At 66.6% G+C, this 15,923-nt stretch carries 17 protein-coding genes and 1 pseudogene; 8 read left to right on the top strand and 10 right to left on the bottom strand.

Annotated elements, in window-relative coordinates:
- Positions 1–521: 521 nt before the first annotated feature.
- A complete protein-coding gene (gene dnaB, locus JYA52_RS18445) occupies positions 522–1,901 on the top strand; it encodes a replicative DNA helicase (protein ID WP_205654712.1) in 1,380 nt (459 codons plus the stop codon).
- Here dnaB and JYA52_RS18440 read toward each other — a convergent pair.
- Both JYA52_RS18440 and JYA52_RS18435 read right to left on the bottom strand, forming a co-directional pair.
- On the bottom strand, positions 1,898–2,881 hold the full coding sequence (locus JYA52_RS18440; RefSeq protein ID WP_205654711.1) for an acyl-CoA thioesterase: 984 nt from the start codon (positions 2,879–2,881) through the stop codon (positions 1,898–1,900). The two genes, dnaB and JYA52_RS18440, sit on opposite strands and share 4 nt — an antisense overlap.
- Positions 2,882–2,991: 110 nt before the next feature.
- The gene (locus JYA52_RS18435) at positions 2,992–3,426 is read right to left on the bottom strand and encodes a DoxX family protein (protein ID WP_205654710.1); all 435 of its coding nucleotides are present in this window, start codon (positions 3,424–3,426) and stop codon (positions 2,992–2,994) included.
- A 140-nt stretch (positions 3,427–3,566) separates the two neighbouring features.
- On the opposite strand from JYA52_RS18435, the gene JYA52_RS18430 reads away from it, so the two are divergent.
- The 3 genes from JYA52_RS18430 (at position 3,567) to JYA52_RS18420 (ending at position 6,039) form a co-directional block, all read left to right on the top strand.
- The gene (locus JYA52_RS18430; protein WP_205654709.1) at positions 3,567–4,919 is read left to right on the top strand and encodes an MATE family efflux transporter; all 1,353 of its coding nucleotides are present in this window, start codon (positions 3,567–3,569) and stop codon (positions 4,917–4,919) included.
- A 66-nt stretch (positions 4,920–4,985) separates the two neighbouring features.
- Positions 4,986–5,582, top strand: a complete 597-nt coding sequence (locus tag JYA52_RS18425; protein ID WP_205654708.1) for a hypothetical protein — start codon at positions 4,986–4,988, stop codon at positions 5,580–5,582.
- Between the two features lie 85 nt (positions 5,583–5,667).
- Complete coding sequence (locus tag JYA52_RS18420; RefSeq protein ID WP_205654707.1) at positions 5,668–6,039, top strand: hypothetical protein; 372 nt, start codon at positions 5,668–5,670, stop codon at positions 6,037–6,039.
- Between the two features lie 22 nt (positions 6,040–6,061).
- On the opposite strand, the gene JYA52_RS18415 is transcribed toward JYA52_RS18420, so the two are convergent.
- Positions 6,062–6,607 carry a CGNR zinc finger domain-containing protein gene (locus JYA52_RS18415; RefSeq protein ID WP_205654706.1) on the bottom strand — a complete coding sequence of 182 codons (546 nt, stop codon included), beginning with the start codon at positions 6,605–6,607 and terminating at the stop codon, positions 6,062–6,064.
- A gap of 97 nt (positions 6,608–6,704) precedes the next feature.
- On the opposite strand from JYA52_RS18415, the gene JYA52_RS18410 reads away from it, so the two are divergent.
- Entirely contained in the window at positions 6,705–7,742 is a 1,038-nt protein-coding gene (locus tag JYA52_RS18410) for an EamA family transporter (RefSeq protein ID WP_205655264.1), read from the top strand.
- A gap of 91 nt (positions 7,743–7,833) precedes the next feature.
- On the opposite strand, the gene JYA52_RS18405 is transcribed toward JYA52_RS18410, so the two are convergent.
- A complete protein-coding gene (locus JYA52_RS18405; RefSeq protein ID WP_205654705.1) occupies positions 7,834–8,097 on the bottom strand; it encodes a hypothetical protein in 264 nt (87 codons plus the stop codon).
- A 212-nt stretch (positions 8,098–8,309) separates the two neighbouring features.
- Here JYA52_RS18405 and JYA52_RS18400 point away from each other — a divergent pair, with 212 nt between their 5' ends.
- A complete protein-coding gene (locus JYA52_RS18400) occupies positions 8,310–8,582 on the top strand; it encodes a DUF2277 domain-containing protein (RefSeq protein WP_205654704.1) in 273 nt (90 codons plus the stop codon).
- Between the two features lie 28 nt (positions 8,583–8,610).
- Here the strand turns inward: JYA52_RS18400 and JYA52_RS18395 are convergent, their stop codons facing one another.
- From JYA52_RS18395 to JYA52_RS18380, 4 genes are all read right to left on the bottom strand, one after another.
- A complete protein-coding gene (locus tag JYA52_RS18395; RefSeq protein WP_205654703.1) occupies positions 8,611–10,920 on the bottom strand; it encodes a heavy metal translocating P-type ATPase in 2,310 nt (769 codons plus the stop codon).
- A gap of 42 nt (positions 10,921–10,962) precedes the next feature.
- Entirely contained in the window at positions 10,963–11,193 is a 231-nt protein-coding gene (locus JYA52_RS18390; protein WP_205654702.1) for a heavy-metal-associated domain-containing protein, read from the bottom strand.
- Between the two features lie 56 nt (positions 11,194–11,249).
- The gene (locus JYA52_RS18385; protein WP_205654701.1) at positions 11,250–11,609 is read right to left on the bottom strand and encodes a metal-sensitive transcriptional regulator; all 360 of its coding nucleotides are present in this window, start codon (positions 11,607–11,609) and stop codon (positions 11,250–11,252) included.
- A 268-nt stretch (positions 11,610–11,877) separates the two neighbouring features.
- Entirely contained in the window at positions 11,878–12,387 is a 510-nt protein-coding gene (locus JYA52_RS18380; protein WP_205655263.1) for a universal stress protein, read from the bottom strand.
- 166 nt (positions 12,388–12,553) lie between these two features.
- On the opposite strand from JYA52_RS18380, the gene JYA52_RS18375 reads away from it, so the two are divergent.
- Positions 12,554–12,754 carry a hypothetical protein gene (locus tag JYA52_RS18375; protein ID WP_205654700.1) on the top strand — a complete coding sequence of 67 codons (201 nt, stop codon included), beginning with the start codon at positions 12,554–12,556 and terminating at the stop codon, positions 12,752–12,754.
- Positions 12,755–12,856: 102 nt separating this feature from the next.
- On the opposite strand, the gene JYA52_RS18370 is transcribed toward JYA52_RS18375, so the two are convergent.
- A complete protein-coding gene (locus JYA52_RS18370; protein ID WP_205654699.1) occupies positions 12,857–13,741 on the bottom strand; it encodes an MmyB family transcriptional regulator in 885 nt (294 codons plus the stop codon).
- Positions 13,742–13,933: 192 nt separating this feature from the next.
- On the opposite strand from JYA52_RS18370, the gene JYA52_RS18365 reads away from it, so the two are divergent.
- Complete coding sequence (locus JYA52_RS18365) at positions 13,934–15,148, top strand: multidrug effflux MFS transporter (protein ID WP_205655262.1); 1,215 nt, start codon at positions 13,934–13,936, stop codon at positions 15,146–15,148.
- 57 nt (positions 15,149–15,205) lie between these two features.
- Here the strand turns inward: JYA52_RS18365 and JYA52_RS22565 are convergent.
- Positions 15,206–15,766 (bottom strand): annotated as a pseudogene (locus tag JYA52_RS22565) (EamA family transporter); the annotation flags it as partial.
- Positions 15,767–15,923: the final 157 nt, after the last annotated feature.

Raw genomic sequence — 15,923 nt, 5'->3', positions numbered from 1 at the left:
CCTCAACCTACCGGCCGGTATCCCCAATGCGCCGCTTTTGCCTGTGGATGAACGTTCAAGAAAAAAATATTGAGTCCACAGCCTCCCGAGGACGTTTCCGCAGGTCAGACGGCATATAGGCTGGAAAGAAATTTGTTATCCACACCTCCGCCCACAGACTGTGCACAAGCAGGGAGGCATTGTGCACAGGTTATCCACAGAGGTGCAAAACTCGCCGCTTTGTGTGTTGCCCGGCGGGCGCTAACGTAGCGGAGACACCGATTCAGGACATGCGCGCCACATCAGCCAACCGGACTGGGGACCCCCTTTTAGGGGCCTTTGCGGGTGGGCTGTGCCCTGTGGAAAACCTGTGGATGAGGCGTCGCCTTGGACTCGCGGCCTCCGCGGAAATTGTCGGGGCCGGCTGGTAGATATTGCCTTAGCCGGCGCAGCAGCTTCCGCGGCGAGACGCATCCAAACGGCACAGGCAGACTTGCCGCAGGCCTCCTGAGGGGCTGCGGACACAATGGAGGACGGCAGTTTTGTCAGTTACGCACCTGGACTCAATCGAGAGCACCCGTACCGAGGGCAGCCGCAAACCTCCGCAGGACATTCCGGCCGAGCAGTCCGTCCTCGGCGGCATGATGCTCTCCAAGGACGCCATTGCCGATGTCGTGGAGATCCTTCGGGGCCAGGACTTCTACCGTCCCGCCCACGAGACCATCTACGAGGCGGTGATCGACCTCTACGGCCGCGGCGAACCCGCCGATGCGGTAACCGTTTCGGACGAGCTCACCAAGCGCGGTGAGATCAACAGGATCGGCGGACCCGCCTACCTGCACGAGCTCATCCAGACGGTTCCCACAGCGGCAAACGCAGGCTACTACGCCGAAATCGTGGCCGAGCGCGCCGTTCTCAGGCGGCTGGTGAACGCCGGCACCAAGATCGTGCAGCTGGGTTACGGCCAGGACGGCGAAGTCGAGGACCTCGTCAACCAGGCCCAGGCGGAGGTCTATGCCGTCGCCGAGCGCCGGACCGCGGAGGACTACGTGGTCTTGAAGGACGTCATGGAGTCCACCGTGGACGAGATTGAGGCCTCCGGCCACCGCGGCGAAGGCATGGTGGGCGTTCCGACCGGCTTCTACGAGCTGGACGAACTGACGCACGGCCTGCACCCCGGCCAGATGATCGTCATAGCCGCGCGCCCCGCCGTGGGAAAGTCCACCTTCGCTCTGGATTTCGCGCGTTCCGCCGCCATCAAGAACAATCTCGCCACCGTCATGTTCTCCCTGGAAATGGGCCGCAACGAGATCGCCATGCGCCTCTTGTCGGCCGAGGCCACCATCGGCCTCCAGGACCTCCGCAAGGGCACCATCAAGGATGAGCAGTGGTCCAAGATCGCCACCACCATGGGCCGCATGAATGATGCCCCGCTCTTCATTGACGACAGCCCCAATATGTCCCTGATGGAAATCCGGGCCAAGTGCCGCCGGCTGAAACAGCAGCACGACCTGAAACTCGTCATTCTCGATTACCTGCAGCTCATGAGCTCCGGCAAGAAAGTGGAGTCGCGCCAGCAGGAAGTGTCTGAGTTCTCCCGTGCCCTCAAGCTGCTGGCCAAGGAGTTGCAGGTCCCTGTCATTGCCCTGTCCCAGCTGAACCGTGGTTCCGAGCAGCGCCAGGACAAGCGGCCCATGGTCTCGGACCTCCGCGAATCCGGATCAATCGAGCAGGACGCCGACATGGTCATCCTCCTGCACCGCGAGGATGTCTACGACAAGGAGTCACCGCGTGCCGGCGAAGCGGACATCCTTATCGCCAAGCACCGTAACGGCCCCACCAAGGACATCGTGGTGGCCTTCCAGGGCCACTACTCCCGTTTCGCCAACATGGCAGCAGACGCTGGCGGCGGCGGCTTCTAACCGGCCGCTTGCTGCCCCGCCGGCAGCAGGTGGTTTGGCAGTCGGTTCCCGGGGGCAGCTGCGCGGACCTCCAGGAGGTGGCGCGCATGCGCGTGGAGGCGTTTATCCTCGTCCGAGACCGGGACCCACTGGGGAATCGGAACCGAGTTACCTTCGGCATCCCGGGCCACCATCACTGTGAGGCAGTAGGTGGTCAGGTTAAGCTCGCGGCTCTTGGGGTCCCCTGACCGGACATGTACCGCCACGTGCATGCCTTTGGTGCCCGTGTAGACGAGCCGCGCCTCCACTTCCACCACGTGCCCGATCAACAGCGGACGGTAGAACCGGACGCCGCCGGAAAACACCGCGACGGTGTCCTTGCCGCAGTAGCGCGATGCGCAGACGTAAGCCGCCTCGTCGATCCACTTCATGACGATGCCGCCGTGGACCTTGCCGCCCCAGTTGACATCCGTGGGCGCAGCCATGAACCGGAGCACCACGCGCTCGGCGGTCCCGGCATCGGTATATTCCTGGGCGCTCATGGCTTCCACGATCTGCTCGCGGATCTTGATACGCGCCAGGGCATGGTCGCGCTGCTCCAGCTCCTCCGGGGTGGAGGGTTCAAACTGCTGGACCGGGATGGGCTTGCCGTCCTCGCCCACGGCCACGAAAATCACCATGCACTGGCTCCGCATGGTGGCGGGCCCGCCCTTGGGGTCTCCGGAGGACACCATCGTCCGGATGTGCATGGAGGACCGTCCCGTATAGACGATGGTGGCGGTGACCTCCACCATGTCGCCGCTGTTCACGGGGTCCGCGAAGTGGATGTTCCCAACATAGGCCGTGACGCAGTAGGACTTGGCCCACCCGACGGCGGCGGCGTACGCGGCCTTGTCCACCCACTCCAGGACGGTGCCTGCATCCACGGAGCCGCTGTGGCCGACGTCGGTGGGAGCCGCGAGGAAGCGGAGGGTCACGGAATTGGCGGCGCGTTCGCTCATGCTGTGAGTCTACTGAGCCATTCGGTGACCCAACGAAAACGGCGGCTGCGCACCCAGGGTGCGCAGCCGCCGTCGTCCGATTGAACCGGAGAAGACTTGTCGGGGAGGGGCTAGGCGAGGACGCTCAGCTTGGAGCCCGGCCGGCCAAAGAGGGCGCGGTCCACGGAGAGGCGGCCCGCTCCGGTGAGGGCAACAGCGAGGCCCGCGGCGGCCAGCAGCAGGACCAGTTCGAAGCCGCCGTTTGTGGCGAAGACGCCGGCGGGGGCGTGCACCAGGAAGAAGGCGCCGAGCATGTTCAGCGCCAGGAGGGCGGAAAAGACGCGGGTCAGCACGCCCAGGATCAGCGCGACGCCGCCGACCAGTTCCAGCGTGGCGATGACGGGAGCCACTGCCTCGGCCGCGGGAACACCCATCTTCGAGAAGGCGGCCTGGGTCCCGGCGATCGTGAATTCGTTGAATTTCTGCCAGCCATGGGCGGCGAACAGGAATCCTGCAACAACGCGCAGGACGGTCAATGCGGTAGTGGTCAGGGTGGACTGGTTCATGGGGATCACCGTTCGTGTCGGTTGCATTGGGTCTGGTGGTCGGACGATGCGATCGCCGCCGTGATGCTTCCCTTCCACTGTCCCGCACAATTGGTTGAAGTGTCAAGTAATTGTGATGATGCGCACGCTAGGCTAAAACCGTGCCTGATTCCCCTGCCGCTGCCGTGCCGGCCGTCAAACCTGCCAGCCATGCCCGCGACATCCTGCGCCTCGCCGTTCCGGCCTTCGGCGCGCTGATCGCCGAGCCGCTCTTCCTGCTCGCCGACTCCGCCATCGTCGGCCACCTGGGCGTCGCCCAGCTGGCCGGCGTCGGACTCGCATCCGCTGTGCTGCATACGGCGGTTGGGCTGATGGTGTTCCTCGCCTACTCCACCACACCCGCAGTGGCCCGGGCGGTGGGCGACGGCCAGTTTGGCAAGGCCCTCGCCGCCGGGCGCGACGGCGTCTGGCTCGCGCTGCTGCTCGGGATTGTGCTGGCCGTGGCGGGTTTCCTTGCGGCCGAGCCCCTGGTGGGCCTGATGGGTGCCGGTGGTGACGTCCGGTCCTTCGCCGTGGACTATCTGCGCTGGTCCATGCCCGGGCTGGTGGCCATGCTGTTGATCTTCGCCGGAACAGGTGTGCTGCGTGGACTGCAGGACACGCGCACCCCTCTGGTGGTGGCCACTGCCGGCTTCAGCCTGAACGTCGTGCTGAATCTTGTGCTGGTCTACGGGCTGGGCTGGTCGGTGGCGGGATCGGCCGCAGGCACCAGCATTGCGCAGTGGGCCATGGCAGCGGTTTACCTGGTCATGGTGCAGCGCAATGCCCGGCGCCATGGGGTTTCCCTGCTGCCCGACTGGCGGGGGATCCGGGCGCTGACCAAGGTGGGCTCCTGGCTGATGCTCCGGACCCTCAGCCTGCGCATCGCCATCCTGGCCACGGTGCTGGTGGTCACCGGCCAGGGCGCGGTAAACCTCGCAGCGCACCAGTTGGCAATGACCGTGTTCACCTTCCTTGCCTTCGCGCTGGATGCCCTGGCGATCGCCGCCCAGGCCCTCATCGGCAAGGAGTTGGGCGCCTCCAACCCGGAGAACGCGCGGTTGCTGACCCGCACCATGATCCGCTGGGGCACCGGCTTTGGCGTGGTGACGGGCGCGCTGCTCGCGGCTGCGGCGCCCTTCACCGGTGCGCTGTTCACCTCCGACCCCGGCGTGCAGTCCGTGCTGACGCTCGCCCTTTGGGCCCTGGCCGCCGGGCAGCCGATCGCCGGTTACGTGTTCGTCCTCGACGGCGTGCTGATCGGCGCAGGTGACGCGAAGTACCTGGCGGTTGCCGGCGTCGTGAACCTGGCGGCATACCTGCCGCTGCTCCTCGCAGTTCCTCTCGCCGGGACAGCCGGCGCGGCGGCACTGGTGTGGGTGTGGGTTGCCTTTTCGCTGGGTTACATGCTGGCCCGCGCCGTGACTTTGGGGCTGAGGGCGAGGACGGACCGCTGGATGGTGCTCGGTTCCTGACGTCCGTTTCCCTCATTGACGAAGCACCAGGTTCGACGCCGCACCCGGCCGCACTAAACTGGAGCGGTGACTTTCCCCGTGAACCCTGCCGAGCCTGCCCCTGCGGCTGCCCATCAAGCGGAGCTGTGGAAGCCTGTGCTGCTCCGGGCGGTGGCCGCCCTGGTGTTCGGTGCCGTGACCATTTTTTGGGCGGCCCCGTCAGTGGCGGGCATGGGATTGGCCGGAGGGCTGTACTTCCTGGCCACCGGCGCTGCGCTTTTCCGGGGTATCCCGCGGGCTGGCCTCCGCCGCGACGAGTCGCCCGGCCGGGCCATGTCGGCGGCGGCCTCCATCCTCATCGGCGCGGGCGTCACGGTGATGATCCTGCAGGGGAGCCTGCTGTTCGGCGTCATCGCGGCGCTCGGAATCGGCCTGCTCGCCGCAGTGGAGCTGTACCTCGGCTGGCGTTTCCGGGGCCGGCACGTCCTCGGCCGGGACTGGCTCGCCTCGGGCGTCATCGGACTGGGAACGGCGGTCGCCCTGCCGTTCTTCATCCCGCTCGGCCCGCACGCCCTGCTGGGGGTGGCCGGCGGAGGTGCCATAATCTCCGGCGTGCTCTGGATCCTTGCAGGCCTTTCGCTCAGGCACGATGCGCGGACGGGCACCGCGAAGGCCGTAAACTAGAAGGCAAGGGTTCTACTCCTTGTAGAATAAATACACATCACCACGGGCCGGCCTGACTGTCGCCGCCCGCATGAGAGGACACGCCGTGGCAAACCAGAAACCAGGAGAACCGCGCAATATGCGGACCTCGGTTAAGGGACCGCTGATGTTCTCCGCCTTCTGGGCCGTGGTGGCGTTCTTCGCGGTGCTGATCTTCGCTTCCGGCGGCAGTTCCCGGGTCCCGCGCTTCGACCTCGCCTTCACCGGCGCCGGCATTGCCTTCATCGTCACGCTTGTCATCGCGGCCATGCTGTCCATGAGCTACAAGGACAACGCCGCACACCTGGGCAAGGGTTCCGGCGTGAACCTCAGCTCGGCCAAGCGGCCCACGCACGGCTTTGGCGGCGGCCGGCCCCAGACGCCTCCGGAGGCTTCCGGCCCCGCTGACGAATCAACGCCCGACGGCGGCAAGCCCTAGCGTCTGTCTGCCCACCTGCGGCTTACCCACCTGCGGCGCGGCGGGCTCGATACGCCGCCACGTGCGCGCGGTTGGCGCAGTTTCCTGTGTCGCAGTACCTCTTTGACCGGTTGCGGCTGAGGTCCAGCACCACGGCGTCGCAGTCGTCCGCCGCGCAGACCAGCATGCGGTCCATTTCCTTGCTGCGGATCACATCCACGAGTGCCATCGCGGCTTCGGTGCCCATCCGGTCCGCCAGCGGGGCGTCGCGGGTAGTGGCGTGAAGGTGCCAGTCCCACTCGTCGTGCTTGAGCAGCTGCGGGAGGGCGCGGGCTTCGCGCAGGAGCCGGTTGACTCCTTCCACGGCCGTATCCTCGTCGGCGGTCCACAGGCCCGCGAGCTCCGCCCTTAGGGCGTGGACGCTGGCCAGTTCCGCCGCGTCCCGGGTCCGCGATCCGCTGAAGCCCTCGGCCTCGAGGAACCGGTCGAGGTCGGCCACGGTGGCCAGCTTTTCCTCCCCGTTCGCCGCGCTGTTGATGAGGTTCACCACGGTGCGCAACGCAACCTCTGTGTCAGGGGCAAAGACCATCTTGACTCCTTACTTGGCCCGGCGTAATGTCATGACCAATACCCCACTTTACTCCTGACAGGAGAATGCCGTGTCTGCAGCCAGCAACCACGCCAACATGCCACCCCGGGCCGGGACGGACTCTCCTGCGGCGTCCCCTTCGACCGCTTCGGCGCGGGGTTTCCTGGCGTCCGGCCTGGGGGTTGCCCTCTTTTCCTCTGCCGTGTTCGGGCTTTCGGGCTCCTTTGCCAAGGCACTCCTGGAAACGGGCTGGACCCCGGGCGCGGCTGTGACGGCCCGGCTGACCGGCGCTGCGCTTATCCTGGCGGTCCCCGCCGTTCCAGCCCTTCGCGGGCGCTGGCACCAGCTGAGGACGAACTGGCTGACCATCGTGCTGTTCGGCCTGATCGGTGTGGCGGCCTGCCAGCTGTTCTACTTCAACGCGGTTTCCCTGCTCTCAGTGGGCGTTGCGCTCCTGCTGGAGTACCTCGCCCCGATCCTGATCGTGCTGTGGCTCTGGGGGGCCGGCAGGAAGCGTCCGCGGCCGCTGACGATCGCCGGGGCACTGTTGTCGCTGGGCGGCCTGGTCCTGGTCCTCGACCTGACCGGCGCGGTGAAAGTGGACTTCGTAGGCGTGCTGTGGGGCCTTGCGGCGGCCGTCTGCCTGGCCATCTACTTCTTCATCACGGCCAAGGAAAACGACACCCTTCCGCCGATCGTCCTTGCCTCGGGCGGACTCCTGGTGGGTGCTGTGGTGATGTGGCTGGCGGCAGCCACCGGCATCCTTCCCATGGCCTTCAGCACCGCTGACACCGAACTTGGGCCATGGACCACGCCCTGGTGGGTTTCGCTGGCCGGACTCGTGGTCCTTTCCACTGTCCTGGCCTACGTTGCCGGAATCAGGGCCGCCCGCGCCCTGGGCTCCAAGGTGGCCTCCTTCGTATCGCTGACCGAGGTGCTGTTCGCGGTGATCTGGGCGTGGCTGCTGCTGGGAGAACTCCCGGTGGCCATCCAGCTCGTCGGCGGCGGGCTTATCGTGGGCGGTGTTGTGCTGGTCAGGCTGGACGAGCTGAGGGGGCCGGGGAGGCGAACGGGACCGCGGACCCGCGTAAGCGCACCGCTGGCCCACGCAAACGACGTCGAACCCGTTCCCTAGGCCAGACGCTGCCGTGCGTCTCAGCAGCGGCTCCTTAAACGCACGGAGGGCCGGGCGCCATGGCGTCCGGCCCTCCGTGTAAATCCCTGCCCTAGCGGGAAGCTTCCTCCTGCTGGGTGGCGTTGCGGGAAGCATGCTTCCCGGCTTCCTCGAGCGCCTGTGCAACCTTGGCAAGGGCGTTGGCGTGCTGGCCTTCCCACTCGCTGCGGAACTTGTCAGCATCCGGCCCCTTCCAGTCGGTGCTCTGGAGGGCACGGGCCAGCATGTTCTTCTGCTTCTCGATCTCAGCTGAACCAGCCTGAAGCTTGGTGCCCAGGTCCTTCAGCTGAGCAATGTCTGCACCCCACATAGCCATTCGATATCTCCTTTAATCAACGGACCCGATCCAGTCGGCATCCCCAGCGGCCTCCGGCTCGTCCGGAAGATCCATTGCCTACAAGCTATCCTCCATGACGAAACGGTGTCGATGGGCACCGCTCCCCATGCAGTCCTCCCCATGGCTGCGGCGCCCTCCCCGAGAGTGTCCGGAGGGTCGATTTCAGGCGGTCCAGAGCCTAGCATGACCTTATGTGCCGGAACATCCGAACCCTCCACAACTACGAGCCGCACGCGACGTCCGAGGAGGTACACGCCGCCGCGCTCCAGTACGTGCGCAAGATCAGCGGCAGCACCACGCCATCCAAGGCCAACGAGGAAGCCTTCGAACGTGCCGTGCATGAGGTGGCGCACGCGACGCAGCACCTGCTCGATGCCCTCGTGACGCATGCCCCGGCCAAGGACCGGGCCGAGGAAGCCGCAAAGGCGAAGGCCAGGGCTGCCGTCCGCTTCGGCGCCGCCTGAACGGCGGAACGGGGAATCGGGCGGGAATCTACCGGCCGAATCCGCGCAGCCGCAGGGAGTTCGCCACCACGAGCACGGAACTGGCAGCCATGGCCAGGCCCGCGATCATCGGGTTAAGCAGTCCGAGCGCAGCCACCGGAATGCCCACGGCGTTGTAGAAGAACGCCCAGAACAGGTTGGTCTTGATGGTGGCCAGGGTGCGGCGGGACAGCTCGATGGCGGTTGCGACCTGACCGAGGTCGTTGCCCATGACCGTCAGGTCCGCCGCCTCAATGGCCACGTCCGTGCCGGAACCCATCGCGATGCCCAGGTCCGCCTGTGCCAGGGCAGGGGCGTCGTTGACACCGTCGCCGGCCATGGCCACCGTGGCGCCGCCGGCCTGCAGCCGCCGGACCGCGTCCACCTTGCCCTCGGGCAGCACGCCCGCGAAAACGTCCTCCGCCGCGATTCCGACGGCGGCGGCCACGTGGGCGGCCACCGCACCATTGTCCCCGGTCAGCAGGATGGGCCGCAGGCCCAGCCGCCGGAGCCGGCTGATGGCGGCCGCGGAGCCCGGCTTGATCGTGTCCCGCAGAGAGATGATGCCGGCGGGCTCGCCGTCGACGGCGACCCAGATGGCGGTGGCCCCTGAATCCTCAGCGGCTCCCAGTGCGCCGAGCATTGCCGGATCCGGGGACACGCCATTCTCCTGGAGCCAGCCGGTCCGCCCGGCAACGACCGGCCGCTCTTCCACCGTTCCCGCCACTCCGCCGCCGGGAGCGGAACGGAAGCCCACGACGGCGGGGAGCTGGCCGCCGTCGGACACTGCTGCCGCGGGCACGGCAGCGCGCGCGGCAGCAGCAATGGCGTGGGCGATCGGGTGCTCGGAGGCGGCTTCCACGGCACCGGCGAGCCGCAGCACGTCGGCCTCACTGAACGGTTCGAAGGCAACGGTGGAATCGACGGCCAGGTGACCGCTTGTGACGGTGCCCGTCTTGTCCAGCAGGATGGTGTCCGCGGTGCGCGTGTCCTCCAGCACCTGCGGGCCGCGGATCAGGATGCCGAGCTGGGCGCCCCGGCCGGTGCCGGTCAGGAGACCCACCGGGGTGGCCAGGCCCAACGCGCAGGGGCAGGCGATCACCAGCACCGCGACTGCCGCCGTAAACGAGGCGCGCAACTCGGGACCCGTGATGTCCGGACCCGCAAGCAGCAGCCAGACGGCAAAGGTGAGGACTGCGATGGCGAGGACCACGGGGACAAAGACTGCGCTGATGCGGTCGGCGAGGCGCGCGATCGGCGCTTTTCCGGTCTGTGCCTGGGCCACGAGGCGGCCCATCTGGGCCAGCGTCGTTTCCGCTCCGACGCGGGTGGCGCGGACCAGCAGTCGGCCGGAGGTATTGATGGTGGCGCCCGTGACGGGGCTGCCGGGGCCCACTTCAACGGGCACCGCTTCGCCGGTCACGAGGGAGGCGTCGACGGCGGACGAGCCGTCGATGACGACGCCGTCGGTGGCGATCTTCTCGCCCGGGCGCACCACGATGACATCGTCCACGGCCAGCTGATCGGCGGGGATCTTCACTTCGGAGCCGTTGGCCAGGACCGTGGCGTCCTTGGCCCCGAGATTGAGCAGCGCCTTGAGGGCATCGCCTGCCTTTGCCTTGGCGTTCGCTTCGAGGAAGCGGCCCAGCAGCAAGAAGGTGGTGACCACGGCGGCGACCTCGAAGTACAGGCCTCCGGACCCGCTCATCCCTTCCATGCCGGGATGCTCGGTCAGCCGTGGATCGGCGAGGAGCTGCCCGGCCGAGAAGGCATAGGCGGCGATGACGCCGAGGGACACCAGCGTGTCCATGGTGGACGCCAGGTGCCTGGCGTTGATGGCCGCCGCCCGGTGGAACGGCCACGCCGCCCAGGTGACCACCGGGAAAGCCAAGGCAGCGGCAACCCAGCCCCACTTCGGGAACTGGAAGGCCGGAAGCATCGAGATGAGGAAAACCGGAACGGTCAGGAGGGCCGCGGCGATCACGCGGGGCCTGAGTGCTTGGGCGGTGCCGCCGTGGGCCATGTGGTCCTCGTGGCCGCCGTGAGCGACGCCACCGGCGACATGCTCTGCATGCTCGGGCCGTCTGATCGTGGCCTTGTAGCCTGCCGATGCCACTTGGTCTGTTATCTGCTGGTCCGTGATGCCGGCCGGAACCGTGACGTGGGCAGACTCCAGCGGGAGATTAACCGACGCCTGGACACCGTCGAGCTTGCCGAGCTTCTTTTCCACCCGGTTGACACAGGATGCGCAGGTCATCCCCTCGATTTCGAGTTCGATAACCCTGTTGTCGGGTCGGCTGGGCAGTTGGTCGGCGCTCATAGCGGCTCCTGGGCGGCTGTGCGTGGGTGCAGGGAGTGGGCTTTAGGCCTCGTTGGCGACAACGAGGTAGCCGGCTTCGGCTACGGCTTCGCCGATTTCGGACGGGGACAGTTCCTGCGTAGAGGTGATGGTGACCTTGGAGACGCCACCGGCATTGAGATCGATGTCGATCTCCTCGACGCCGTCGAGCGATTCGAGCTCTTCACTGACGGCCGACACGCAGTGTCCGCAGGTCATCCCGGAAACGTGGACGATGGTGGAGATGGTGCTCATTGCTGGCTCCTTGTGATGGGCCGACGCGTGGGCCGGCCGGATGGATGGTTTTGCCGTTACCGCAGCAGGCGCCCAATGGCGTCCGCGGCTTCCTTCACTTTGAGGTCGATCGCCTCGGCCCGCAGGCCGGGATCGGGCTCCGAGGCGGCGCCGATGACGCAGTGGCCGATGTGTTCCTCGACGAGGCCGAGGCTGACCGCATGCAGCGCCTTGGTGACGGCCGCGACCTGGGTCAGGATGTCGATGCAGTACTTGTCCTCCTCCACCATCCGCGCGATTCCCCGCACTTGCCCTTCGATGCGGCGGAGCCTGCGCAAGTAGGCATCCTTGTCCGCGGTATAGCCGTGCTGAGGCGGTGATTCCTCGGTCGCCGACTCTTCGCTGACCGCCGCCGTTGGTCCTTCGGGAGTGCTCATGTCTCCACGCTATACCCCTAGGGGGTATCAGTCAACGGGAGTTCTGCCGCGCTGATGCAGTCGTTGGGCGCCGCGCTACCCGGGCACAAAAAAGCTCCGGAGTGCGTTATTGGGGGATACGCACTCCGGAGCGGTCTTTAGGCAGGCGCTGGATCAACCTGCGAACTCCAGCCTACTTGGGCGTAACGGCGTTCGCCACCACCACGAATAACTACTTTCGCTTTACTTTCGGGACGGCGGAAATGCGGGCATTTCACCCTGAAAGGCCTCATTCCGGCTGTTCTTCGTGGGCGGGCATCTTGAACGGCACCACCAGGACCGGACGGCTTTGATGGTGGGTGAGCCAGGCGGCGACGGAGCCGTTGAGGAGCTCCGTAATGCGGTGCCCGAACCCGCGTTCCGGCGTCCCCACGATGATCATGGGGGCGTTCACCTCCGCCGCGAGCCTTCCGAGTGCCCTCGCCGGATCGCCGGCCAGGGTGCGGAGGGTCCACTCCGTGGGTGTCCCGGGCCGGACGGCGGAGACAATGACGGACTTGAGGTCTTCCGTCACGGACCGGATGTCGTCGTCGTTCTTGTCCGGATGGAGGGAGAGGCGGTGCGTGGAACGCGCCGGATCCCACTCCACGAGGTAGCTGGCCTCGTCCACGTAGGCAAAGAGCAGGGGTGCCGTCAGCTGTTGGGCGAGGGTGACGGCGGTCTGAAGCACTTCGGGATGCTGGCCGGGCACTACGCCGACGAGCAGGGGAGGCGGGCCGCTGAAGCGCTCTGGAGGCATACTCAATTGTGTTCCCCGCGCTGTGGATTGACTAGCCTTTGAGCTGGGCGTTCGTCCGGTAGGGGGTGCACGGAGGGGCTCCGGCCGGCCTGCGGGCTGAATGCTGTGCGTCCCTTGTATCCGGCGTGCCGCGCGCATAGCGTTGAGTCGTAGAGAGGCGGCGGACATGCAGATTTACATGTGGTGGCTTGATCTGGATCTGAAGAGCAAAGAGTGGCTCAGGGAACACCTCCGTGCCGAGGAGCTTCCGCTCTTTGTCATGCAGGGAATCGCAGAAGCCGGGGGCCCGCATCCGGAGACCCCGCAGAGCGTCCTGACCGACGCCGAGTGGGATTTCATCGAGACACAGTCGGAATTTGTGGACTGACGCGCCAGTGGCGCTGCGGTCAGCCCGGTGAACTGACGCTTGCCAGATACGCGGCGGCTTTGTCGCGTCCGATTCAGGGTCACGTCTGGCGTTGTGTCAGAGTCATGCTCCCTGGGGTGCGCCGGCGAGGTCCTGGATTCGTTCAGTTGCTGCCCAGCTGGCGAGCAGGCGGAGTCTTTCATCTGAGGGGGATCCGGGAATGGCGGGGTAGATGATCAGACTGAAGCCAGGATCCATGGCGAGCTCCATGGATTCGTAGGCAAGTTCGAGTTCTCCCACCACCGGGTGGCGGAAGACCTTGATCCCGGCGTGATGACGCCGGACGTTGTGGGCGGCCCAGCGCTTACGGAAGTCTTCGCTGCGCTTGGACAGTTCCCCGACCAGGTCGGCCAGGCGCTTGTCGAAGGGATTGCGCCCGCTCTGCGTGCGCAACAATGCCACGTTGGTGTTGGCTGCCAGCTCCCAGTCGGGGTAGAAGTCCCGGGCCGTGGGATCGAGGAAGATGAACCGGGAGTGGTTGGCAGGCCTCGTGGATCCGCGGTACATCTCCGAGTACAGGGCATAGCCGAGCTGGTTGGCCGCCACGATGTCCATGTAGTGGTTGCCGATGATGGCCGGCGACGTTGTGATGGAGTCGAGCATGAATTGCAGGGTGGGACGGACCGTTCCGCTTTGAAGGGGGCGTTGCCGGGTCCTGGCGGAGGGCCCGGCTGCACGGGCAAGGTTGTAGAGGTGCTCGCGTTCGGAATCGTCAAGCTTCAGCGCCCTGGCGATGGCGTCGAGGACGCTTTCGGAGGTGCCGGCCAGGTTCCCGCGCTCGAGCTTCGTGTAGTAATCCACGCTGACCCCGGCGAGCATGGCCACCTCTTCACGGCGGAGGCCGGGGACCCGGCGTCGGCCGTGCACAAAGGTCAGCCCGGCCATTTCTGGAGTGATCTTGGCCCGTCTCGAGGCGAGGAACTCGCGTACCGCCATCCTGTTGTCCACGCCTCCACGCTACCGCGGAGCGCCGGCCGGCAGCGAGGTACTGCCAGTACCCGGATAAGCAGAGCCCTCGCTGGATATGGCGTGAACCTGTTCCATTGGATCTGAACCTCATCCCACTCTTGAAGGCAGCCCGCGACGCCCGGGCCGCGCCTACCCCAGAACGGAGCCAGCGTGACCGCCGTCCACACCCCGATGACCGCACGTGAACAGACCGTCGGCCGCCCGCTGGCGGCGGTACTCGGCCTGCTGACAATCTTCGGTCCCATCTCCATGGACCTCTATCTGCCCGTCCTTCCAGCCCTCACCGCAGAGCTGCAAAGCACGACCTCAGTTGCCCAGCTGACCATCACGGCCTGCCTGCTCGGCCTGGCAATAGGCCAGATAATCGCCGGTCCCTTGTCGGACCGCTTCGGCCGGCGAACCCCCCTGCTCGTTGGAGTCATCGCGTACACCGTCACATCAGCCCTGTGTGCGCTCAGCCCAACCATCGAAACACTCATAGCCGCGAGGTTCGTACAGGGCCTCGCCGGGGCTGTAGGCATCGTCATCGCCCAAGCCGCTGGCAGGGACGTCTACTCGGGCGGCAAGCTGCTGCGCTTCTATGGCCGCCTGACAGTGCTGGGAGGACTCGCGGCCATCATTGGCCCGGTCATCGGGGGCCAGCTCGCAACCGTCACGGACTGGCGGGGAGTTTTCCTGTTCCTGGCCGCCGTCGGAGTCGCCATCCTCGTGGCATCCCTGGTGGTGTTCCGGGAGACGCTGCCGGCCGACCGACGCGTCACCGGAGGGTTCTCCCATACCCTGAACGACTTCCGCAGGCTCCTTGCTGACCGGGTGTTCGTTGGCGCGGTGCTGATCACAGGCTGCACCTACTCCGCGATCTTCGCCTACCTGAGCGGGGCAACCTACATTCTCCAGGGCGTGTACGGGCTGTCCCCGCAGGGCTATTCCTTCGCGTTCGGCCTGAACTCGCTCGGCTTCGTCATCTTCGGCTTCTTCGCCGGCCGCCTGTCCGAGCGTTGGTCCGAAAGGGGAACCCTCACAATGGGTCTGGCCATGGCCACTTCCGGTGCCCTCGGCCTGCTCGCGACGGCACTCCTGCACCTGCCCCTGAGCGCCATCGTCCTGTCCCTGTTCACGATGGTCAGCGGCGTGGCCGTCACCAGCCCGCCGGCCACCTCGCTGGCGCTCAAGGACTATCCGGACGTCGCAGGCACAGCCTCCTCACTTCTGGGACTGGCCCGGTTCGCTTTTGGCGGGCTAGCCGCACCTTTGGTTGGCATCGGCGGCGCCGACAATGCGGTTCCGTTCGGCATCGTCGCGTTCGTCTCCGCAGCGTCGGCTGCATTCTGCCTCGCACTCGTCGGCAGGCGCCGCGAGGGCCAGGATGTCGAGGGCAGGATCTAGGCCGGCTCGAATACCCGTCCGGGGAGGAAGCAGCAGAACGGCGGCGTTGCTGCACACGATGATGCCTATGCCGGCCCAGGTGAGTGCATTGATCCCTTCGTGCAGTGCGACCGCTCCGATCAATGCGGCGAAGACGGGGTTGATGCTCATCAGGACACCGAACGTGGTGGCGGGGACATGCCTGAGTGTCAGCAGGTCCGCCAGGTACGGCACGACGGACGCGAGCACTCCGGCGCCCACAGCGCACAGCACGGCGAAGCTGCTGGGCGGGCTGCTGCAAAAGATGACGAGCCCGACGGGCAGGAACAGCAGGGCGGAAACGCCCGTCGCGGCTGCAGCTCCCTGGACGCCCGGGATGCGCTCTCCGATGGTGCGGTTGAGGAGGATGTAGGCCGCCCAGGAGCCTGCGGCCAGCAGGCCGAGTCCCACGCCGAGGTAGTCGGTGGAGGCCGACGGCTGGGTGACGGCCACGACGCCGGCCCCGGCAGCGATGGCGCACACGGCAGTGCCCCTGCTGCGGGACCCGGACAGGGCGACGGCGAGGGGACCGAGGAACTCCAGCGTCACACCGAGGCCAAGGCCCACGCGCTGGATGGCCGCGTACAAGCCCAGGTTCATGGTTCCGAAGACGACGGCCAGCAGGAGCACGGGCCACCACTGCGGCCAAGTCAGCGTACGCAGACGCGGCCGCACGAGCGGCAGCAGGACTGCCGCCGCAATGACCTGGCGCACCGCCACGACGCCCACCGGTCCCATGGCGGGGAACGCCAGCGAT

Origin of the sequence: Arthrobacter pascens (assembly GCF_017052465.1) — a bacterium.
In the GTDB taxonomy this organism is placed as follows: Bacteria; Actinomycetota; Actinomycetes; order Actinomycetales; family Micrococcaceae; genus Arthrobacter; species Arthrobacter pascens.
The sequence above is the reverse complement of the archived record's forward strand: the minus strand, read 5'-3'. Positions and strand labels throughout refer to the sequence as shown.